The sequence below is a fragment of the Sporosarcina sp. ANT_H38 genome (assembly GCF_008369195.1).
In the GTDB taxonomy this organism is placed as follows: Bacteria; Bacillota; Bacilli; order Bacillales_A; family Planococcaceae; genus Sporosarcina.
In genome coordinates this window covers 1,965,605-1,987,756 of sequence record NZ_VOBC01000001.1, presented here as the reverse complement: position 1 = coordinate 1,987,756, position 22,152 = coordinate 1,965,605, and the positions used below count along the sequence as shown (strand labels likewise).

Here is a 22,152-nt window from a genome sequence, read left to right as displayed (position 1 = left end):
GAAAGTTATGCCATTAGTAATTGTTGCTTTGGGGATTATCGTTTTACTCATATTAATCATGAAATTTAATGTAAATACATTTATTTCATTAGTGGTTGTTTCATTCTTAATAGCTTTAGCTTTAGGCATGCCAATAAATGAGATTGTTAAATCAATAGAAAGTGGTATGGGGGGAACTTTAGGTAGTATCGCATTAGTCTTCGGGCTAGGGGCAATCCTTGGGAAACTAATCGCCGATTCAGGCGGTGCCCAACGTATTGCAATGACTCTAATTTCAAAATTCGGATTGAAATATATCCAATGGGCTGTTGTTGTTGCCTCATTTATTCTTGGGATTGCATTGTTCTTTGAAGTGGGTCTTGTATTACTAATACCTATCGTCTATCAAATTTCAAAACAAATAAAAGTACCATTTTTATACTTAGGTCTTCCGATGTCAGCAGCGTTATCAGCTACGCATGCATTTTTACCACCACATCCAGGTCCTACTGTTATAGCCAATGAATTCGGAGCAAACGTCGGATTGGTATTGCTTTATGGTTTTATAATTGCAATTCCAATCGTGATTATTGCAGGTCCAATATTTACGAAATTCGCGAAAAAGTTTGTACCAAAAGCTTTTGATAAAGATAGTACAAGCGGTAGTATTGCTTCAATAGGAGAAACCAAACAATTTAAATTAGAGGATACACCAGGATTTGGTGTCAGTGCATTTACAGCGCTTTTCCCGGTTATTTTAATGGCTTTTTCAACAATAGTTAAATTAGTCCAGGATGGAAATGGATCAGAGAACGTATTTTTTGATGTAGTTACAATGATGGGATCCCCAACAACAGTTATGTTGCTGTCTGTATTACTAGCGATGTATACAATGGGGATTGCACGGAAAATCCCAATGAAACAACTTATGGAATCTGCAGAAAATGCGGTAAGAGCTATCGGTATGATGTTACTGATTCTTGGTGCCGGTGGTGCGCTTAAGCAAGTTTTAATCAACGGAGGAGTAGGCGATTATGTTGCTGTCCTTTTCGAAGATAGTTCAATATCACCTTTAGTATTAGCTTGGCTTATTGCAGCTGTAATTCGAGTTGCACAAGGATCAGCAACAGTTGCGGCATTAACAACGGCTGGACTAGTCATTCCAATGATGGCAGGTACTGATGTCAATTTAGAATTAATGGTATTAGCAACAGGTGCAGGTAGTATCATTGCTTCACACGTTAACGATACTGGTTTCTGGATTGTTAAAGAGTCCTTTGGCTTAACGATGAAAGAAACATTCGCAACTTGGACTGTGCTAGAAACTATTATTTCAGTGAGTGGTCTCGGTTTCGTTTTACTTCTAAGCTTATTTGTTTAAATCAATTTCATAATAGGGTTATAAAACAGGAAAAACGAACAATGTTGATTTCCGCTTCAGATGGACGCTTTCCGCGGGCACGGCTTCAGCCTCCTCGTCGTTTCACTCCTGCGGGGTCTTCAGCTCGTGCTGTTCCCGCAGGAGTCGCCATCTTCCGCTACAATCAACGAGAGTAGTCCGAAAGATTGATGGACAATGAATTGGAAGATGAATTATATTGTTCGTCTTTACACAAGAAATAAGTAATTGTGAAATTGATTTGTTTAAAAGAAGTTCTATGAAAGAACCAATCTTAAATGATTAGCGGAGGGGTACTACTGTTTTAGGTTTATCAAGCAAGCTACTGATGAATGACATGATGCCGTTCATAAGTATACAAAGAACTGATTCATCGTGTGATATTAAAAGGGGGAAACTCGATTGTCACTTATGAAAGCAGGGCAATATTTATCAGAAAAAAAGTTAGGTTTATCTCAGATAGAAAAACCTTCCGTTAAGGATGGGGAAGCATTAGTTAAAGTATCATTTGCTGGGATCTGTGGAACAGATATGATGATCTATTTCGGCAAGCATCCAAGAGCAAAAGCACCTTTAACTATGGGACATGAATTTAGCGGAGTAATTGAAGAGATTGCGGATGGTTCGTCCTTTACTATCGGAGACCGAGTTGTAGTTGAACCGACCATTAGCTGTGGACAATGTCCGGCGTGTCAATCAGGTCATGCGAATGTTTGTAAAACATTACGTCTCATCGGGATTGATATGGATGGCGGATTCGCCGAATACGTAGCCGTTCCGATCAATCGCTTACATAAAATACCTGACGAACTTCCAGCATCAATTGCAGCATTCACTGAACCTGTAGCTGTAGCTGTTCATTCGGTTAGAAAATCCGATTTACTGGTAGGAGAAAATGTAGCGATTCTAGGTGCAGGTCCAATCGGATTATTGATCGGAATGGTGGCCAAACTCAATGGAGCAAATAATATTTTCATCTCGGACATCAGCCCTTATCGCCTAGCAAAAGCAGAGGAGCTTGGATTTATCTCATTAGATGCTAGGAAAGTGAATGTTACGGAAGAGATTTTATCGAGAACAAATGGTCATGGAGTAGATGTTGTCTTTGAAGTTGCAGGCTCACAAATCACTGCCAATCAAATGGTGGAAATCGTTAAAACGCGGGGCCAGATTGTCGTTGTCAGTGTTTTTAAACAGCCACCCACAATTGATTTCGCCAAAATGCATTACAATGAAATTTCATTAACAACAACACGCTGTTATAGCCGTGATGACTTTAGCACTGCAATCAGCCTGATGGCGCAAGGGAAAATTGACGTTGCACCAATTATTTCCCATGAGCTACCAATTGAAGAATTGGAACAAGGATTTTCATTAATGGGAAATCCGGATGAATCACTAAAAATATTGATTAAACCATCGATGTAAGGGGCGAGAATCATGTTGAAATCATTTTCCTTGGAGGGAAAAGTAGCTGCTATTACTGGCGCAACAAGAGGAATCGGCCGTTCCATGGCCCTGGCCTTAGCTGAAGCAGGTGCGGACATTGCACTTCTTCAAAGAAATCTTGATCAGGTAGATGTAAAACAAGCCATTGAAGGCATGGGAAGAAAGTGCGTTATCATTCCTTGTAATTTAGAAGATGTAAACCAAGTGAAAGATGCAATCCCGTCAGTTGTAATGCATTTCGGGAAAATCGACATCCTTGTAAACAACGCTGGCATTCAGCGTCGTTCGCCGGCGGTTGATTTTTCAGAGATGGATTGGGACGATGTGATCAATGTGAACTTGAAGTCGGTTTGGCTTTTATGCCAACAAGCAGGAAAATATATGGTGCCAAATAAGAGCGGGAAAATTATTAATCTTGCATCCTTGCTTTCATTCCAAGGTGGCTTAACTGTTCCGGCGTACGCTGCGGCAAAAGGCGGCGTTGCTCAACTAACGAAGGCCCTTTCTAATGAATGGGCACAACATCATGTAAATGTAAATGCAATCGTACCAGGTTATATTGCTACGGATATGAACGAAGCACTCATCCAAGATGAAACACGAAACAGGCAAATATTGGAGCGAATCCCTTCTGGTCGTTGGGGAAGTCCTGATGATTTTAATGGAGCAGTCGTTTACTTAGCATCCGATGCTTCTAATTATGTCAATGGCCATCTGTTAGCTGTAGATGGTGGTTGGTTGGGAAGATAGACGAATAAATGTTGTTGGAAAATACGAGGGCCTGTGGAGAGTGATATATCCTCAGGTCTTTTTTGTATATACAAAGAAACAGCATAATCCTAAAAGGACCATGCTGTTTCTAAGCCCTTATAAAAAGGGGTGCACTCGGAAAATTTGATAGTTTTTTAAATTACACAAACTGTTCTTTCTGACGAATAGTAATGTAACTCTCGTCGATGAAGTTTGATAGGGCTGACTCAATTAGCCATTGCAACCATACTGTAGAAAGGTGTTTGGTACGCGACCTGCCTTTTAGAAGTCAGTCTTCAAGTTGCACTTTCACAAAAAACGTAACGCTTACTGCTTGGTTAACACATTAAGATTCGAACCTGATTCTTAAAAAGTAAACTATCGTCAGCAAAGCAAATTTTCCGCCAAGGCTGTGCAGTTCATCGTCAGAATCACCTGTAGGTTACTCGTCTACTAGGTTCATCATCGGTAGTTCCGCCTTGTAATCTATCTATACCCGTATGGAATTAAGATAAACCACTTTAAACAAAAAGTTTTAGTACTTGGTGATTATCGAGGTGAGAGGGATTCGAACAAAACACTACAATTGCATAAAGTAAGAAGGGTAAGAGGGCTATATAATGCTTTGTTGATATCCCAATAGGTTTTTATCAAAGGTCATAAACTATGGAAGGTAACCTATCCAGTTACCTTTAAGTTAGAGGTATAAGGAAACAAGTATGTCGGATAAAAAAATCCCAAGTAAAAGAACTCGGGATATCAGCTAATTTATACGTTTCATTTCTTTGGCGACCAAGGTGTACCTAAGCGAGGCAACACCCAACGATCTAGACCATACCAACCAGCAACTTTCCAGGCCATAATTAAGAATACTGCAATTATAAACATAACCGGATTCGTACTCACAGTACCTGCCAATAAGAAAGACATATTCATAAGTGCACCAAAGAAAGCTGCAATTCCTGTTAAGAGTCCAACGATTAGGCCAAGTCCAATTAACACTTCACCCCAAGCGACCATATAAGAAAATGGGACTGCGTTTGGAATTACGAGGCTCTCTAGAAACCAAGCATACCACCCTGCGACGTCCCCCGATTCAGCTTTAGCAAGGACACCACCCATAAACCCTTCAAGCGCAACACCAGCATTAGCACCTGTCCATACGTCTGAAGTAACTTTTCCAATGCCCGCCATCAGCCAAGAATAACCAAGGTATAATCTTAGCACCAACCATATCCATGAGGATGTCGTGTTAGAAAATAACCATCTTGATAGCGGATTTTCTTCGATAATAACATTCTTTCCAAACTTAGATTGTTTCAATACAACCATGTCATCACCTCATAATTTTATGTTGATATTCATTATTACTATGCCTAAAAGATAGAATAAAAGTATCCTAAGTACTATTTTCATTATAACACTCGTTACAAGTTTTTTCCAATTATGGTGCCGATTCCTGCGGAAGAAAAAACTTGATTGTTCGAACTTTCATGTTTGTTTAACATTCAGCATTAAAGGTGCTTTGAATCAAATGACACAAAAAACATCCTGACTATCTATATTAAAAATGAGTGCATTTAAACAATTTTCGCCCAGAAAAGTAGTTTGACCCAAGGGAGAAATAGTAACGTACTCAGTTACTCGTTCTAAAGTTACCAGTGGTTCAACATGCTTCCCTGAGATTTTCTTGTCATTTCACTCAAGGGTTCCCTATGGAAGATTCAGCATATCGACGCTTTTTTTTTTGCATTTTTGCTTAGGCATGATACAACGTCCAGTCCCTATTAATTACCGTATGTAGCTCGTGTTTTTCTGAATACTCATGAAAATGAATCTTAAGTCACGGAATTAGAATAGACATCCAGAAGTGCCTACTATATAAGTCGTGATTTTATAGACTTAGGCGGTATAAGTAGGTGTAATACTGCACCAAATAAACCGGAAGGACAATATTTACAGGGATAATAGTCTTGCGGAGACTTTATGTCATATTAGATGTCTTTGACAAAGGGGAGATTTGAATGCTATTTATAGTATCAATGGGCAAATACCATATAATTCTTTATTAACAATATAATGGTGAATTGGCGCGAGTTAATTATGGATAGTTATTATTAGATTGATCATAGATCAACGCAAGATTAATAGACGATTTTTTACAACCTTATATTGGAATTAATCAGCGTCTCTGGCGCAAGTAACCGGTAAGTCATTGGGGGGAATGAGGATTGCTTGTCTATTACTATGCACTATTGAGTAAGAAGGAAGGGGAGGTTGCACGTCTGAATGCGTGTCAATCCTCACTAGGCGAAAAACAGCAGCAATTCACTATGAATGAACACAAATGTTTGGAACCAGAACTTTCGCCCACGACTTGGCATGGTAGACATGCTACTGATTTTCAAGCTATTCGTGAAGAGGGAATTCACACAGCTTATTTGGAGATTGTAGGTTCCCAGTTTCAAAACGTATAGAGTGCAATTGCAGCAAAGATTGCTTCACTTCAAGCAGAAATCGCCTCTATTCAACAGACAATCGAGCGTCTATTGGCCGAGGAAGCGGCAAGGGAAAAAGTAAAGACTTCCAACTAACAACGGGGGAGATAACTATCATGTCGACCGAAGTGAAAATAGACTATGGAGAAGTTGAAAACCAATTAAGGGAAATGAACAGCAAAACGGAGTCACTCATTCCAAGAGCTGAACCACCGATAACAGGAAATACGATGGATGTCGTGACTAAACAGACGAAGTTGTCGATTCAACTGGAACAGCTTTTGATGAACTATCAAACTGTGTTAATGGAGAATAGTAAAACAACGACTAGCTCTGTTGAATTCATGCGTGAATCAGACGAAAAAATAGCGAATGTTGTGCATAGTACATTATCCGGACTGAAGCAGGCGATGTTATAATGAAAGTAGTAGATGTCAGCCCTTTCCACGATGGCTTGCGGAGGAATAATACCATGCTAAATCGTTTGGTAAATGAAATGAAAGCAATCAAGACCGCAGTCGAAGGACTCGTTGCGCTGGAAGACTCCCTTAAAGGGCAAGGTGGTGATGCAATCCGTGCATTTTATGCGGAGTGCCACCTGCCTTTCTTACAGTTTTTCATGACATTCAAAAGCCATTACGTAAATGTCCTCACCCAAATGGATTCAGCACTTGATGCATTGGAGCCGGATATGAACGGGTTCATCCGTCAAACGTTTCTTGAAGGAGAAGTTGAAGAAGGACTTACGGAAATTTCCCAACTGACAAGCAGTCTCACCGACGAAGCCAACGAAATTATGAATCAAGTCGCCGATATCGTTGCTCTTCCACATCTGAATGATAGTGATGTGCAGGAAGGAGTTCGAGATGCGCGGAGGAAACGGGATCAAACGATTGCCGATTTGTATGAATTTGATGCGAACCAGACGAGAGCTTTAATAGCGATAGAGAATGATCTTTCCATCATGGAGACATGGCTTGCAGATATCGAAAGTCTCTTCAATGAAGGGCTCACCGGCGTCCATTTTGAGTCTAAACAGTGGGCGGCAATTACACTGAACAGCGGATTGCAAACAGCCATCGTTCAACAGACCTCTGCGGTTGCGGGGGGCCTAGGGAACAGTGATCAGGATAATCTGATCGGCACGGAAATCAAAGCAGGAGCCTTCCAGACACTTGAAAGTAAAAGAACCGAGACAATCGAGCGTGGAGCTTATGGAAGCTACAACCTGTTAAAATTCCACATCTATGAAAATGGCCTGATTATTAAGGAATACCAACTTGGGACAAGAAAGCCGATTCAATACGAAGTGGTTAAAGAAGTGGAAGAAGAATTCGATGACGGTGGTGTCCGTGAGCTCGACAACTATTTTGAAGGTACGAAGCTAGCATTTGTGGATTATATCCATCCGAGGGCAATCGTCCAAAAAGGCTTCAAAAAAATGGCGCTGGCTATCATCCCTGGAGTTAAGCTATCCAAATATAAAGGGAATCTTTCCGTTAAGAAGACTTCTGCAGTTGAAAATAAGTCTAAGGGTACAGATAATGCTGTAGATAATCCAGTGAAAGTTAATTATAGTGATATTAGAGCTTACCGTGATATTGACATTGAAAAAATACCAATAGAATACAGGGCTGACCCTAGGCTCGTTTCCGAAATGAACTATAAGGGAAAGAAAACAAGCGGAACTAACGCAGCAGGATGGGAAAGAAGTGCTTCGAAACATTTTAATGAATTACTAGATAGTCATCCTAAATTTTTCAGCGAAGCAAATGTTGAAAGAATTGAGAGTGGATTAGTACCTGTGGTAGATGACGAGTTTATTAAATATTGTCCTCAGTATAAAGATTTTAAGGGGGATAAACTAATACATCACCATATCGGTGGTGGAGGTCAAGCAACTGCGGTTCCACAATCATTGCATAAAGGCTTTGGAGGGATACACAATTTTGAGAAAGAACACAACATTAGGGGGAACGACCTTTTGACTGAAATTGGAGAAGTGTTTACGTCTGAAAAGAAACCGTAACATCATTACAAACAATCAACGGAAGTAAATTATTAGTAAATAGGGGAGGTATAAATTATGATTTCACCACAGGAGTTTTTGGATAAATGGAATAGTGAAACCTATGGTTTGGTTAATTATGATGAATCTACTATTAATTCATTTTCCTTACTTAATGAAACAAAAACTTTTTTAATTAAAGCAGGGCTACCTGAGTCTGCTCCACCTTTTCTAACGTTCGAATCTTCAACCAATAGTGGAGGGATTAGACTAACTGAAAAAATTAATAGTTTAGGAAACATGTATGATAAGTTTATATATTTGGGGTATACTGGTAGCGGAAATCCAGTGTGTATTAATGAATTTAACTCTGAGGTCGTATATATTGATTATGATAATGAAAATAATAGTGTATTGATAAATTCAACCATAGCAAAGTTTGCAGAGTCCTTACTTGTCTATGTTGAATTTGTAAAAAAAGTAAAAAACGTTAATGGGAGAAGAGCCTATATTGAAAAAAATGCAACTAAAGAATTGTTAGATTGGATTTCCAAGAGCCTTCATCAAATTGACGCTGTTTCTTTAACTCAAGGTGGGTTCTGGGAAGAAGAACTTGTCAGTTTTAGTGAATAGAAAAATATATTGGGTGAAATTAGTGTCAGGTGCCAGGTTATAGAAAAACAAATAATTAGTGCATTGCGAGAAATGAGATATGAGATATGAGTTTAGTTGAAGAAGGATAGAAATACCCTATGGAGTTCATTCTCGGTAGGGTGTTTCTTTTTATTTTTGGAAGGGGAATCCGACTGCCACCATTTCTTTAAAGAGATATTACGATTGCCGATTTTTATGAATTTGATGCGAACCAGACGAGGGCTTTAATAACAATAGAGAATGACTTGAAGAGGATGGAAACATGGATTTCTGATATCGAAGGATTGTTCACTGACGGTGTGACGGCAATCGACTTCCCGACTGGAAATACCAGCGACAAATAAAAATATTACTGATATTGAAAGATACAAACAAATAGCAAAAGAATATGGAATAGAATTAAGATTTATGGAGGAGTAGAAAATGAGTTTTGAGATGAAACCTGAAATCAAGACGGTATTAGAAAAAATTGAATTTGTTGATAGGTATAAAGTGTTATCTGAACAATTTAGAGGTAATCCCAATGATATAAATGATAGACTAGAGGATTACGATATAGAAATGGTTAATGAAATATTTAAAGATTTAGGATATGATGTAGCATTTGATAGCAAAGAGAAATTTTTCAAAGTAGGGGTTGTAGATAATTCACCGAATTATATGATATGGTTTAATATAATTTTAGAATATGGAATGACAGATTTTATTTGGGTTGTTTATCATAATAATGAGGTAAGGCTAGGGAGTCCTTGGAGTGTTTACTCAAGATTATTAATAGATCCAAGAGAAAGAATAAAAAAACCAGTTTATCAAAGTTATAGAGAATTAGCAGAGATATTAAAAGAAGCATTTTTAATGTATGATGATCTTAAAGGTGAGTTAATCAATTTGTATAATGAACAATAATAGAACTACACAATTAGATATGAAGAAATACCTTGATAGGCTAAAGTCCTCTCAAGGTATTTTTGTTTTACGTATTGACACGATGTAATAGTAATAGAATGGCAGTCATGAAGAAAGCCATAATGATCAAGAAAACGGCTAACTGCCAAGTCACTGGCGAAAGCTGACTTGAAAGAAACACTCTCTGCCGTAGCAGACTTTATTCCGGTTGTTGGAAACGTAAAAGCAATAGTTGAGGTTGTGACAGGAAGATTTGGAGCGCACGGACACGCGTAATTATAAAAAGACTTGAATCGAATGCGAACGGGTTCATCCGTCAAACGTTTCTTGAAGGAGAAGTTGAAGAAGGACTTACGGTAATTGCCCAACAGACAAGCAGTCTCACCGACGAAGCCAACGACATTTTGAATCAGGTCGCCGATATCGTTGCTCTTCCACATCTGAATGATAGTGATGTGCAGGAAGGAGTTCGAGATGCGCGGAGGAAACGGGATCAAACGATTGCCGATTTGTATGAATTTGATGCGAACCAGACGAGAGCTTTAATAGCGATAGAGAATGACCTGAAGACGATGGAAACATGGATTTCTGATATCGAGGGATTGTTCACAGACGGTGTGACGGCCATCGACTTCCCGCTGGATAAATGGGCAGCATTATCGGCGAAAAATACACTTCAGTCAGATTTAGCACAACGGACGGCTGGGATGGACGGCGTAAATGCCGGACAAGGATCTGGTGATGAACTTGGCAATCTAGTAGGGGCGAATACGTCTGAAGACGAGAGAATGAAAGCACTCTATGCCGCAATGGAAAAAGAACCCTCTACAGGAGATCAATTGAATGATAATTCAATTGATCCGAATACGGGCGAGTATTTGATGACATTTGAGGGGAAACGTAAGGTTTTAGGCGGAAATGGTACTGGAACTATAGATGGACTCGCTCCTTATGCCATGGCAATATATGACTTCTACTTGGGGGATATTGGTACCATGCTGAGTCCCGATGCAAGTGGAAGTGAGATATTGGAAGCAGCATTATTCACGATTGTTAAGCCTTTGAACTTGGCGGATACTGGGCGTGATATTTTAAAAGTCGGGGAAACTGGTAAACTTCCAGTAAAAACTGGGGGAAAAATACAGATCGTTGATGGCGAAAAACAGTATAATGTGAATGGGATAAGTCCAAAGAAAGTTGAAAAGGATACAGGTAATGCTGATCATCCAATAAGAACCTATAGGAATGGGGATTTGAGTAAATTAGAGAGAAAATACTCTGCCGATTCAAAAATTATTATTGAAATGCCTTATGTTGGGAAGGGGAAAAAAGGTACAAATGCCGAGGGGTGGCTGCGTAATAAAGATTTTTATTGGAAAGAAATATTGAATAAAAATTTTGAAAGCATTAGTAAAATAAATAAACAAAAAATAGAACTGGGATTTTCTCCTATTAATGATAAGAAATTTAGAGAATACTTCCCTCAATATGATATAAAAGAGTTGTATAATGATACGTTAATTCACCATCATGTTGGTGGTGGAGGTCAAGCAGTTGCAGTACCTTCAAAATTACATCCAGGTACTGGCGGTATCCATAATGCCGAAAAAGCTGCTGGAATTTGGGGAAATGATAATGAGTATGCTATATCACTTGAAAAATTCTTAAATAAGTGAAGGAGGATATATTTGTCTACTAAAGAAGCAATGCAACAATATTTTAGATTAAGAAGAGACTTAGCGGATGGGGGGTTAGATTTTTTATTTAAAACTCCAGTAATTGATGAAACCAATAATTCAATAATCTTTGAAGGTGAAATTGATGAAGATGAATATGTTTCATGGAAACCTGTAGAAAAAAAAGTTTCACATGATTTCAAGCAATTAAAAGAGGAATTTGGAATTGAGTTTCATAAGACGATAATTGAGTATTTTAATTCATATTGGTTCGCAGAATTAGACGGTTTTATCAACAATCACTATATTAAATTAGAGTCTGTCTTACCGAGTATTGAATTAAGTTCATTTCAAGAGATATTAAAGGGGTATAAGAAGAATCATGGGGATAGATTAGAAAACATACCTATAGGAATTGAGGGTAATGGACTGCTAGTGGTAATTAAGAATAAATGCGGAAAAGTTTATTTAGAAGATTTTCAGAGAGGAACTTTCGATATTATTACTGAAAATATTCAGGAATTGATATTAAATCTGAAATTAAAAAGGTGAAACTTAAAGTCTTAACTTTCGCATTCAAAATCAGCAATTAAGTAATAATAGTTAGCGTCAAATGATTGTCATTTATTTAGTTGTTAAGGATTAACAATCGTGTTTGTAGAGGTTAATATGAATTTGAGGTACCTGTCACTAATTCAATTGTGAAAGTTTAATCAATCGTGTTTGTTGCGATTAATATGATTGTACAAACATGAAAAGATTAATCCGGATACACTCACAGGACCTAATCATAGAAAAATGATGCGGAATTTACAGATTTATTTCAGAACTTTAACATTATAAAATCCCGTGGTGCCCATCAAAGACAAGATACAGGGTCATGTCTTTGATAGGTACCTTTTTCAAATACATGAAAGTAGTAGATGTCAGCCCTTTCCACGATGGCTTGCGGCGGAATAATACCATGCTAAATCGTTTGGAAAATGAAATGAAAGCAATCGAGACCGCAGTCGAAGGACTCGTTGCGCTGGAAGATTCATTGAAAGGACAAGGGGGAGATGCGATTCGTGCATTTTATGCGGAGTGTCACCTGCTGTTCTTACAGTTTTTCATGACATTCAAAAGCAATAATGTAAATATCCTCATCCAAATGGATTCCGCACTTGATGCATTGGAGCCAGAAATGAATCGTTTCATCCGTCAGAGGATCCTTGAAGGACAAGTTCAAGGTGAGCTTACATAATATTTAATTTGCCACATTTGATAATATCGAAGAGTTTACAGTTTATTCGCACAGAAGTTACATAGTTTGCTAACGTGTGCTGATATAATTAGAATAGTGTACTCTCAAAATGCTCTTTTTGAAAAATAGTATTTACAAATAATATGACTGTGAATTATCTAGTTATTACCAATGAAATCATAGGGAAAGCTACCGTTTCGCTGTGGATTTGTGTGATAAACAAAAGGGGGATATCGTAGATGGAAACAAATGAATCTATTCGTAATGCGATAGAAGGGTCTATACAATTTCTTGAATCTAATCCGGATTTCTACATGGGTCATTGCCAAGACAGTCGTAGAAAATGGAATGGGGCGTGGTGGCATATGGCTACACTTTATGAGATGGGGGAAGTGAAACAAATTCCTGAGTCCGCTATTGCCAGAGCCAAGTATTTGCTGGAAGCTCAAACCTGGCCGACCTTCATCATATATGCCGACGATCATCCAATAAGTGAAATCGATAGAATGAAAATGGACTGCTGCCATTGTGAACTTGCTGTATACTATATGATTTTGATGGACTATGGCTGTGATTTAGATAAGGAGTTGCCTTGGATTCGCGAATGGTTTCTAAAGCATCAGTTGTCTGATGGTGGGCTGAACTGCGAACCAACAGCTTATATACACTCTAATAAGAGCTCTATTGTTTCGACGCTACCTCCACTTGAGGCTATTTTGTGGTATACGAATCACGAATTCACTCCGCAGGAAGCCGTTTTCTTGGACCAAGGCGCACGTTATTTGATGGAACATCGTCTTGTATGTTCCAAACAAAATGGAAACATCATCGATATGGAATGGCTGAAGCCTTGTTTTCCTCGATTTTTTGAATATGATATATTGCGGGGCATGTCCTTCTTGGCAGAATGGAGCCGGCGAAGGAACAAACCGCTACCCGTCGATCTGCTTAATGAAGGAATTCAACGACTGAACAGTCATATCGAAGCAACAGGTTTGCGAATCGGCAGGCAAGTATTCGATCCACAAGGTCCATGGGGCGGTCACACCTTTGAGCTCCTTGAAGCAGTATCCGGAATTGACGACGTTTCACCTTATCTAACCAGACAATGGGCTAGCATTATTGGTCAATTGGAACATGGCTCTCATGAATGAAACAGTAATAGTAACTTACGAGTAAAAAGTGGGGAGTAAACCTCCCACAACCTCCTGTACTTTACATGATATCAAATTGTGGGAATCGTAAAAACATAAATGATGAAAGAAAATTTTCGAAACTCATATTTATAATGGTGAGTATGAGTGAATCAGGAAACTAGCCTAAAATAATGAAAATTCCCTTTTTCGAAAAAAACAGTCTTGACTGAAGTGAATTATCACGTTACGATACACTTATTAACTAAAACTGAATAGTGAATTCTTATCAAGAGAAGTTGAGGGACTGGCCCAATGACACTTCAGCAACCAGCCGTAAGGTCAGGTGCTAAATCCAGCAGGCGAGCGATGTCCTGACAGATGAAAAGGAACCAAGTAGATATCGTAAAGCCCTCTTTTCATAGAAGGCTTTTTTGTGATTTAGGAGGATAAGTAGAATAAGGTTAGTAGATGAATTGAATCCGTAAAAACCAACTATTTTTTAGACGTACTCTAGAAAAATTGCTACTGCAGAAAGTATTTAACTAGATATGCGGGACATTTTAGTACACCAAAAAATTAAGTAATGGCCTATTCACAATCGCGTTTTTCCTTTGAAATGATATGTCACTGAAATTGATTGATAGCAGTAAATAAATTAATGCACAGAGAGAGGTCACCTATGTCTACTCACGTTATTAAAGAGGAACTTCAAAAAAGAATTCTTATCATTGACGGAGCAATGGGAACGATGATTCAAAACGCTAATCTTTCTCCGGAAGATTTCGGCGGGGAAGAATATGATGGGTGTAATGAGTATTTAAATATTGTCAATCCAGGGGTTATTGAAAGGATTCATCGTGCCTATTTAGAAGCAGGAGCCGATATTATATGTACGAATACGTTTGGTGGAACGCCGGTTGTGTTAAATGACTATGATCTCGGAGACCAAGCACATGACATTAACTTCCGTGCAGCACAATTTGCGAAAAAATGTAGTGCAGAATTTTCTACAGTTGAATGGCCACGTTTTGTAGCAGGTGCAATTGGGCCAACTACGAAAACGCTCTCTGTCACAGGTGGAATTACGTTTGATGAATTAACACGGGACTTTTACATACAAGCGAAAGCGTTGGTCGAAGGTGGAAGTGACTTGATTTTACTAGAAACAAGTCAAGATATGCTGAACGTCAAGGCTGCTACAATTGGCATTAAAAAAGCGTTTGAAGAAACGGGAATAGAACTTCCGATTATGATTTCCGGGACAATTGAACCGATGGGGACTACGTTAGCGGGTCAAAGCATTGAGGCTTTCTATATTTCCATTGAACATATTAAACCACTATCTGTAGGCTTAAACTGTGCAACGGGTCCTGAATTTATGAGAGATCATATCCGCTCGCTGTCAGAGATATCTGATGGCTATGTTAGTTGTTATCCGAACGCAGGATTGCCAGACGAAGAAGGGCATTACCATGAGTCGCCAGAATCACTATCTAAAAAGTTACAGGGCTTTGCAGAAAAAGGGTGGCTAAATTTGGTAGGTGGATGTTGTGGAACGACTCCTGCACATATTCGGGCAGTGCGAGAAGCCGTGAAAGATTTGGCACCACGTAAGCCAGCGGAATCGAGTCGTGGTCATGTCTTATCTGGGATTGAACCGCTTCAATATGATGAATCAATGCGTCCTTTATTAATAGGTGAGCGCACAAATGTAATTGGATCCCGGAAATTTAAACGATTGATTATAGAAGGGAAGTTTGAAGAAGCTTCTGAAATTGCACGTGCCCAAGTAAAGGGTGGAGCGCATGTTATTGATATTTGCCTTGCGAATCCAGACCGCGATGAGTTAGAGGACATGTCTAAATTTATGAAAGAAGTTGTGAAAAAAGTTAAAGTGCCACTAGTCATTGATTCGACGGATGAAAAAGTGATTGAAGAAGCGCTAAAATATTCACAAGGTAAAACAATCATTAACTCTATCAACCTAGAAGACGGAGAAGAACGATTTGATGCAGTAATGCCACTGGTAAAAAAGTATGGTGCTGCTGTAGTCGTTGGGACGATTGATGAAATCGGAATGGGCGTTACGCGTGAACGAAAACTAGAAATCGCCGAACGTTCATATGATTTGCTTGTGAACAAATGGGGGCTTGCGCCTGAAGATATTATTTTCGATCCGCTTGTATTCCCAGTCGGCACTGGGGATCAACAATACATTGGTGCCGCAATAGAAACGATTGAAGGAATTCGTTTAATAAAAGAAAAAATGCCGCGCTGTCTAACAACTTTAGGTGTAAGTAATGTGTCATTTGGTCTTCCACCGGTCGGACGCGAAGTGTTGAATGCCGTTTATTTATATCATTGTACACAAGCAGGACTTGATTTTGCGATTGTCAATACAGAGAAACTGGAGCGCTTTGCGTCTATTCCAGAGCAGGAAATTGTAATGGCGGACGAGCTATTATTTACCACAACGGATAAAACGCTTGCTGATTTCACTGATTTTTATCGCGGTAAGAAAAAAGAGAAAACAGAAGATGATATTCCCAAAACAGTGCCTGAACGTCTTGCTTATTACATTATTGAAGGAACAAAAGAAGGGTTGCTACCTGATTTGGAAGCCGCACTTCAGATGTATGATACACCGCTTGATATTATCAACGGGCCGCTGATGGCGGGGATGTCTGAGGTTGGGCGTCTGTTCAATGAGAATAAGCTCATAGTTGCTGAAGTACTGCAAAGTGCAGGTGTTATGAAAGCATCCGTTCTTTACCTAGAAGATTTCATGGAGAAAAAAGAAGATGATTCCGGTAAAGGAAAAATCGTACTGGCAACTGTTAAAGGCGATGTGCACGATATTGGGAAAAACTTAGTCGAAATTATTTTAAGTAATAATGGCTATAAAGTAATTGATGTTGGCATTAAAGTAACGCCTGCTAAGCTGATTGAAGTCATTCGTCAAGAAAAGCCGGATATCATTGGTTTGTCTGGTTTACTCGTTAAATCTGCACATCAAATGGTTATTACAGCGCAAGATTTTAAAGAAGCTGGAATAGATGTACCAATTCTTGTAGGTGGAGCTGCTCTATCTCGTCGTTTCACAGAAACAAAAATTTCTGCGGAATACGATGGTCCGGTGTTATATGCAAAAGATGCCATGCAAGGACTCGATCTTGCAAATCGTCTGCAAGATAAGGAAGATAAAGAAGTTTTATTAGGCGAATTGGGCATCCAACAAGAGAAACGTGTATTAGCAGAGGCGGTTCGTGCTTCCAAACAAGCGGTTGCTGTTCTGGAGAAGCCGGTGAAAACGGTTCGAGAAGATGTGAAAGTGTATAAACCGAAAGATCTTCGTCGACATGTGATGAGAGATTATTCTGTTGCTCACCTTCATCCTTATGTAAATATGCGTACATTGATTGGCCACCACTTAGGTCTTAGAGGATATAGTGATAAGCTAATCGAACAAGGTGATGAACGTGCAACTGGGCTCCATGAACTCGTAACTGGATTCTTACGCTCGGATCTCTTAAAACCACGGGGATTGTATCAATTTTTCCCTGCGCAATCAGATGGCGATGATGTAATAATTTATGATCCGGAAGATGCTAAAACAGAAATCGAACGTTTCACGTTCCCACGCCAATCTGTCACACCATTCTTATGTCTAGCTGATTTCTTGAAATCAGTGGACAGCGGGGAAATGGACTATGTTGCGTTTATGCAAGTAACGGCAGGTCACGGCGTACGAGCTGAAGCAACTAGACTAAAAGAACAAGGGAAGTTTTTAGAAAGCCATGCATTCCAGGCGACTGCCCTTGAACTAGCGGAAGGATTTGCAGAACGAATTCATCAAGAAATTCGAGATCAGTGGGGCTTCCCAGACGCAACAGACTTTACAATGAAAGACGCTTTCGCTGCTAAATACCAAGGGCAACGCTTCTCCTTCGGCTATCCAGCTTGTCCACATTTAGAAGACCAAGCCAAGCTATTTAACTTGGTAAGACCTGAAGATATTGGCGTGCAGTTAACAGAAGGATTCATGATGGAACCTGAAGCATCAGTATCTGCAATGGTATTTGCTCATCCAGATGCGAGATATTTTGTTGTGAATTAATCTGTGAAATTAAATACACCATCTACGGATCGTTAATCTGGAGGTGGTGTATTTTTTTGCGTAATCTAAAGTGTCATCGTGAGAAGCTCTCATGAGTTTCTACATATGCCTTTAACGAATTCGATGTGGAAAGAAAAACGAATCACATAAAAAATGTGGTAAAAAAACAATTCACTATTATTGGGGACATGCTGTAAGAACGATCTACTGCAATTACTGGATATAATTGTTAAAATTAGATATTATGAAAGAATGGCGTTTTTCTGAATAAATAGCCTAATTAGTGGTGTTAAATGAAATTGAAACAAATGGAGGGGGTTATTTAATGACAAACAAAATGTTAAGACGTGAAGAAGTACCTGTTGAAATGACTTGGGATTTACAAAGTCTTTTCCCATCCGATGAAGCTTGGAACGAGGAATTTAAAGCGTTTGAGCAACTAATACCTGAAGCTGAAAAATTTAAAGGCAAATTGGTAGAAAGTGCAGAGAATTTATATGAGACATTACAATTTAGCGATAAAATGTCTGAGCGTTTTAAAAAGCTACACATGTATAGCTTTTTAAAGCATGACCAAGATACAACAAATAGTACGTATCAAGCAATGGATGGTCGCGTAAACTCATTGGGTGCCAAGTTTGGTGCTGCATGGTCATTTATTACACCAGGAATTTTAGCGCTTGATGAAGCAACTATACAAAGCTATTTAACTACTTATGAGCCACTACGTTTATATGAACAACTATTTAAAGAATTAAACCTAGAACGTCCACATGTGTTATCTGCAAAGAATGAAGAATTACTTGCACAACTTTCAGAAGTAACCAATGCTTCTGCCCAAACCTTTTTCACGTTAGATAATGCGGATTTACAATTTCCAAACGTGAAAAATGACAAAGGTGAAGGAGTACCATTAGCACACGCCTCGTACATGTCATTTTTAGAAAGCGAAAATCGCGATGTGCGTGAAGGGGCATTTAAAGCGTTTTATGAAACGTACGGAAAGTACATACATACATTTTCTTCTACTTTAGCAGGGCATGTAAAAGCTCAAAATGCTAATGCAGAAATACGTAAATTTGGTTCGGCTCGTCACGCTGCAATGAAAACTAATTCTATTCCAGAAAAAGTGTACGATCAGTTAGTTACTACAGTACACGAAAATTTACCACTTCTACATCGTTACGTAGCATTGCGTAAAAAAGTATTAGGTGTAGATGAACTCCATATGTATGATTTATTTACACCTTTAGTTAAAGAATCGAAAATGGAAATACTATATGAACAAGCGAAAGATATGATGGTGAAAAGTTTTGCACCACTTGGAGAAGAGTACCAAGCATCTGTACAACAAGGATTGGATAGCCGCTGGGTTGATGTGTTTGAAAACAAGGGGAAGCGTAGCGGTGCTTATTCTGGGGGTTCATATGGTACAAATCCTTATATATTAATGAATTGGAAAAATAATTTAGAGAACTTATTTACACTATCACATGAATTTGGTCATAGTATGCATAGTTACTATACCCGCCAAACTCAACCTTTTCCTTATGCACGTTATTCAATTTTCGTAGCAGAAGTAGCGTCTATTTGTAATGAGGAATTATTATCTGACCATTTACTAAAAACAGTAGATAATCCACAGCAAAAAATTTACTTGCTAAATCACTGGTTAAATAATTTCCATGGAACTATATTCCGTCAAACAATGCTCGCTGAGTTTGAGCATACCGTACACCAGATTGATCAACATGGTGAAGCATTAACAGCTGAAAAGCTGACAGAAGTTTACTACAACTTGAATAAACAGTATTTTGGTGAAGCGATGACGATAGATAAAGAAATTGGTTTAGAATGGGCACGTATTCCACACTTCTATTTCAACTACTATGTATACCAATACGCAACTGGTCAAGGCGCTGCTATTGCGTTAAGCAAACAGATTTTGGAAGAAGGTAAACCTGCAGTGAATCGATATATTAATAACTTCTTAAAAGCAGGCTGTTCAGACTTCCCGATTGAACTATTAAAAGCAGCTGGTGTGGATATGGAATCATCAGCACCAATCGCTGAAGCATGTAAAGTATTTGAAGTGAAATTAAATGAACTCGAGTCATTATTGTCAACAAACAATTGAACTAAGAAATAAGCGTCGAATAAAGCCCGTCTGAAAAATATAACGGGTTCGGTTTAAGGGGGAAAACATTAAATAACTACTTAATCGGGGACACAATTCGCATTTGAATTGGTGTCTTCCTTTTTGTTGTTATATCAGTGCTTTAGTCGATTTGACAACTAAATAACACATCAATACGTACACAAATTTATGCGGTGTTGTTAAACAAATGCTAAAAATGCTGCGATTTAGATATACTAGACTTATATTCTGAAGGGAATTTGAAATTTTATGTTAAAATAAATTTAAAGATTGCGAAAGATTACACTTGAACTAACGGCGCAGTTTAGTTGAAGAAGAACAGTATGATAATCTAAACTTAATTACGGTAAATGACAAGGAGTTTGGATAGGTATTATGGACAATAATTCATTAAGATTTGCAATAGAAAATGACAAGTTTGAGGAAGCAGCAATCATTTTAGAGGAAATTGGCAGAAGTAAGGACATTCAAGTAATTCCTCTACTTATTGAATACTTACAAAGAACAGAAAATGCTTCATTAAGAAACTCCATCGCTTTAACTTTAAGTGACATTGGGAGCGAAGAAGTGGTACAACCGTTAATAGATGTTATTAATGATCCAAAAACTTTAGGGTATAGAGGAACACTATTATACGCACTAGAACCGTTCGATTGTTCAGCACATGTAGAAACACTAATTTACCATTTGATAAATGGAAACTTTGAAGTACAAGCACAAGCGTATCAATTGATAGAATCAATTAAAGGTGAAATAGCAGATGAAATTTTATTGAACTGTATTATTGAGGTGAAAGAAGAGTTAAATGAAAAAGAAAGACAAATGGATATACTGTCAGATACGTTAGAAAATTTGATTGCTTTTAAGAAAAAATAATTAATTCGGTTCTTTGTCAAATGACGTTGGTGAAGAATAGTAGCCAACCATAATTTAGTTATTGTCGGGCTATCCAAGAAGTCAGTAAAGCTGATTTTTAGGATAGTCCTTTTTCATATAGTCTTCCATGTATCCCGTTGTTTTCCGTTCCAGATGGACGCTTTCCGCGGGCACGGCTTCAGCCTCCTCGTCGCAAAAAGCACGCTCCTGTGGGGTCTTCAGCTCGCGCTGTTCCCGCTGGAGTCGCCATCTTGCACTACAAACAACTAGTATTGCACTTATAATAATCACACTTACATAACCCGCATTCATATCAATTGTTACGGTTTCCACATGTTGACGGTCAGTCAAACTGTAGTTCACAATAAAGTGATTCTTAATCCTAAGATTATTTCGTCTGTCTAGGATATCCAATACGTCTCCTGATTCCGCATTTATATATTCGAAGGCCATTTCACCTTTTACGTATTTGAACTCATCAAAAGAAAGATGCTTAGGTAGTGTTTTGGAGTGCGGGATAAATTGTTTTGCGGCTTGGTTAATTTGACGTTGAACGGTTGCAGGTGATACTGAACAATCCCTTGCGATAGACGTAAGTGACTGTGCTTCTGTAGACTTTAAAATGACCTGCGCTTTTACATTTTGTGAAATAAAACAATTCCTTTGAACAATAGGTGTTTTGGCAGTAAAACTGCATTGACAGGCCTGGCACATGAAACGTTGTTTCTTTAGAAGTAGGTAGGTTGGATTTATACCCGTAATGGGTAAGGTAATTCTGGATAATTGTGTCCCGTTTTTATAGACTGTAAAGTCGGTGTTTTTCACACCGCATTTCACGCAATGTGTGGGAATATAGCTTAACTTCCCGGAAATGTATTTACACCTTTTCCCTTTATAGGTTCCTTCTTTTACACAATTTTCGCCAACAATAATGTTCACTTCTTGAATATCAATCAAAGATTTTATACTAGTAGAACATGACAAGTGAATTCCCTCCTGGATGATGGTTTTGGTCGACTTTTATTCGACAGAGAATCTCACTTGTTTTCTATTTATATTGAACTTATGACCCCTACACTTTCTAGCTGATTGGAGTGCAGAGCGGCGACTCCTGCGGGAACAGCGCGAGCCGAAGACCCCACAGGAGCGCGATCTTCGCGACGAGGAGGCTGAGGCCGTGCCCGCGGAAAGCGTCCGCTCGGAACGGAAATCAGCGGGTAGCAGGATTACTTGGTCCCATATATTTATAAAAAATGACGTTAGTGAAGATTCTCCTCATTTCCTAAAAAAGGGATGAGGATTT

19 protein-coding genes and 1 riboswitch are annotated in these 22,152 nt (G+C 38.7%); of the genes, 17 read left to right on the top strand and 2 right to left on the bottom strand.

Annotated features, from left to right (window positions below; translation table 11 throughout):
- Window positions 1–7 precede the first annotated feature (7 nt).
- From FQ087_RS09380 to FQ087_RS09370, 3 genes are all read left to right on the top strand, one after another.
- Window positions 8–1,360, top strand: a complete 1,353-nt coding sequence (locus FQ087_RS09380; protein ID WP_149580186.1) for a gluconate:H+ symporter — start codon at window positions 8–10, stop codon at window positions 1,358–1,360.
- 429 nt (window positions 1,361–1,789) lie between these two features.
- Window positions 1,790–2,806 (top strand): zinc-dependent alcohol dehydrogenase, encoded by a 1,017-nt coding sequence (locus tag FQ087_RS09375; RefSeq protein WP_149580828.1) that lies wholly within the window; start codon window positions 1,790–1,792, stop codon window positions 2,804–2,806.
- Between the two features lie 12 nt (window positions 2,807–2,818).
- Window positions 2,819–3,577 (top strand): SDR family oxidoreductase, encoded by a 759-nt coding sequence (locus tag FQ087_RS09370; RefSeq protein WP_188006690.1) that lies wholly within the window; start codon window positions 2,819–2,821, stop codon window positions 3,575–3,577.
- Between the two features lie 777 nt (window positions 3,578–4,354).
- Here the strand turns inward: FQ087_RS09370 and FQ087_RS09365 are convergent.
- The gene (locus FQ087_RS09365) at window positions 4,355–4,909 is read right to left on the bottom strand and encodes a DoxX family protein (RefSeq protein WP_149580184.1); all 555 of its coding nucleotides are present in this window, start codon (window positions 4,907–4,909) and stop codon (window positions 4,355–4,357) included.
- 899 nt (window positions 4,910–5,808) lie between these two features.
- On the opposite strand from FQ087_RS09365, the gene FQ087_RS09360 reads away from it, so the two are divergent.
- The 14 genes from FQ087_RS09360 to FQ087_RS09300 all read left to right on the top strand — a co-directional run bounded on the left by FQ087_RS09360 (window position 5,809) and on the right by FQ087_RS09300 (window position 20,849).
- Window positions 5,809–6,054 (top strand): DUF5082 domain-containing protein, encoded by a 246-nt coding sequence (locus FQ087_RS09360; protein WP_149580183.1) that lies wholly within the window; start codon window positions 5,809–5,811, stop codon window positions 6,052–6,054.
- Window positions 6,055–6,191: 137 nt separating this feature from the next.
- Window positions 6,192–6,494 (top strand): YwqI/YxiC family protein, encoded by a 303-nt coding sequence (locus FQ087_RS09355; protein WP_149580182.1) that lies wholly within the window; start codon window positions 6,192–6,194, stop codon window positions 6,492–6,494.
- Window positions 6,494–8,104 carry a T7SS effector LXG polymorphic toxin gene (locus FQ087_RS09350; protein ID WP_149580181.1) on the top strand — a complete coding sequence of 537 codons (1,611 nt, stop codon included), beginning with the start codon at window positions 6,494–6,496 and terminating at the stop codon, window positions 8,102–8,104. Before FQ087_RS09355 ends, FQ087_RS09350 begins: the two co-directional genes overlap by 1 nt.
- Before the next feature lie 57 nt (window positions 8,105–8,161).
- Window positions 8,162–8,716 (top strand): SUKH-4 family immunity protein, encoded by a 555-nt coding sequence (locus FQ087_RS09345; RefSeq protein WP_149580180.1) that lies wholly within the window; start codon window positions 8,162–8,164, stop codon window positions 8,714–8,716.
- A 197-nt stretch (window positions 8,717–8,913) separates the two neighbouring features.
- Entirely contained in the window at window positions 8,914–9,081 is a 168-nt protein-coding gene (locus tag FQ087_RS22735) for a T7SS effector LXG polymorphic toxin (protein ID WP_223145603.1), read from the top strand.
- A 79-nt stretch (window positions 9,082–9,160) separates the two neighbouring features.
- The gene (locus FQ087_RS09340; RefSeq protein WP_149580179.1) at window positions 9,161–9,643 is read left to right on the top strand and encodes a hypothetical protein; all 483 of its coding nucleotides are present in this window, start codon (window positions 9,161–9,163) and stop codon (window positions 9,641–9,643) included.
- Window positions 9,644–9,811: 168 nt separating this feature from the next.
- Complete coding sequence (locus tag FQ087_RS09335; protein ID WP_188006689.1) at window positions 9,812–9,919, top strand: pre-toxin TG domain-containing protein; 108 nt, start codon at window positions 9,812–9,814, stop codon at window positions 9,917–9,919.
- Window positions 9,895–11,319 (top strand): T7SS effector LXG polymorphic toxin, encoded by a 1,425-nt coding sequence (locus tag FQ087_RS23005; protein ID WP_370456072.1) that lies wholly within the window; start codon window positions 9,895–9,897, stop codon window positions 11,317–11,319. Before FQ087_RS09335 ends, FQ087_RS23005 begins: the two co-directional genes overlap by 25 nt.
- Before the next feature lie 30 nt (window positions 11,320–11,349).
- On the top strand, window positions 11,350–11,871 hold the full coding sequence (locus tag FQ087_RS09325) for a SecY-interacting protein Syd (protein WP_149580827.1): 522 nt from the start codon (window positions 11,350–11,352) through the stop codon (window positions 11,869–11,871).
- A gap of 328 nt (window positions 11,872–12,199) precedes the next feature.
- Window positions 12,200–12,562, top strand: a complete 363-nt coding sequence (locus FQ087_RS09320; RefSeq protein WP_149580176.1) for a T7SS effector LXG polymorphic toxin — start codon at window positions 12,200–12,202, stop codon at window positions 12,560–12,562.
- Between the two features lie 239 nt (window positions 12,563–12,801).
- The gene (locus FQ087_RS09315; protein WP_149580175.1) at window positions 12,802–13,716 is read left to right on the top strand and encodes a hypothetical protein; all 915 of its coding nucleotides are present in this window, start codon (window positions 12,802–12,804) and stop codon (window positions 13,714–13,716) included.
- Between the two features lie 262 nt (window positions 13,717–13,978).
- A riboswitch (SAM riboswitch) is annotated at window positions 13,979–14,083 on the top strand.
- Between the two features lie 294 nt (window positions 14,084–14,377).
- Entirely contained in the window at window positions 14,378–17,815 is a 3,438-nt protein-coding gene (gene metH, locus FQ087_RS09310; protein ID WP_149580174.1) for a methionine synthase, read from the top strand.
- 325 nt (window positions 17,816–18,140) lie between these two features.
- Complete coding sequence (gene pepF, locus FQ087_RS09305) at window positions 18,141–19,952, top strand: oligoendopeptidase F (protein ID WP_149580173.1); 1,812 nt, start codon at window positions 18,141–18,143, stop codon at window positions 19,950–19,952.
- Between the two features lie 396 nt (window positions 19,953–20,348).
- On the top strand, window positions 20,349–20,849 hold the full coding sequence (locus tag FQ087_RS09300; RefSeq protein WP_149580172.1) for a HEAT repeat domain-containing protein: 501 nt from the start codon (window positions 20,349–20,351) through the stop codon (window positions 20,847–20,849).
- Window positions 20,850–20,930: 81 nt separating this feature from the next.
- Here the strand turns inward: FQ087_RS09300 and FQ087_RS09295 are convergent, their stop codons facing one another.
- Entirely contained in the window at window positions 20,931–21,833 is a 903-nt protein-coding gene (locus FQ087_RS09295) for a transposase (RefSeq protein WP_188006688.1), read from the bottom strand.
- Window positions 21,834–22,152: the final 319 nt, after the last annotated feature.

Coding starts and splice junctions, on each gene's coding strand:
- FQ087_RS09380 (WP_149580186.1), top strand. CDS start 8: ATGCCATTAGTAATTGTTGCTTTGGGGATTATCGTTTTACTCATATTA.
- FQ087_RS09375 (WP_149580828.1), top strand. CDS start 1,790: ATGAAAGCAGGGCAATATTTATCAGAAAAAAAGTTAGGTTTATCTCAG.
- FQ087_RS09370 (WP_188006690.1), top strand. CDS start 2,819: ATGTTGAAATCATTTTCCTTGGAGGGAAAAGTAGCTGCTATTACTGGC.
- FQ087_RS09365 (WP_149580184.1), bottom strand. CDS start 4,909: ATGGTTGTATTGAAACAATCTAAGTTTGGAAAGAATGTTATTATCGAA.
- FQ087_RS09355 (WP_149580182.1), top strand. CDS start 6,192: ATGTCGACCGAAGTGAAAATAGACTATGGAGAAGTTGAAAACCAATTA.
- FQ087_RS09350 (WP_149580181.1), top strand. CDS start 6,494: ATGAAAGTAGTAGATGTCAGCCCTTTCCACGATGGCTTGCGGAGGAAT.
- FQ087_RS09345 (WP_149580180.1), top strand. CDS start 8,162: ATGATTTCACCACAGGAGTTTTTGGATAAATGGAATAGTGAAACCTAT.
- FQ087_RS09340 (WP_149580179.1), top strand. CDS start 9,161: ATGAGTTTTGAGATGAAACCTGAAATCAAGACGGTATTAGAAAAAATT.
- FQ087_RS09325 (WP_149580827.1), top strand. CDS start 11,350: ATGCAACAATATTTTAGATTAAGAAGAGACTTAGCGGATGGGGGGTTA.
- FQ087_RS09320 (WP_149580176.1), top strand. CDS start 12,200: ATGTCTTTGATAGGTACCTTTTTCAAATACATGAAAGTAGTAGATGTC.
- FQ087_RS09315 (WP_149580175.1), top strand. CDS start 12,802: ATGGAAACAAATGAATCTATTCGTAATGCGATAGAAGGGTCTATACAA.
- metH (WP_149580174.1), top strand. CDS start 14,378: ATGTCTACTCACGTTATTAAAGAGGAACTTCAAAAAAGAATTCTTATC.
- pepF (WP_149580173.1), top strand. CDS start 18,141: ATGACAAACAAAATGTTAAGACGTGAAGAAGTACCTGTTGAAATGACT.
- FQ087_RS09300 (WP_149580172.1), top strand. CDS start 20,349: ATGGACAATAATTCATTAAGATTTGCAATAGAAAATGACAAGTTTGAG.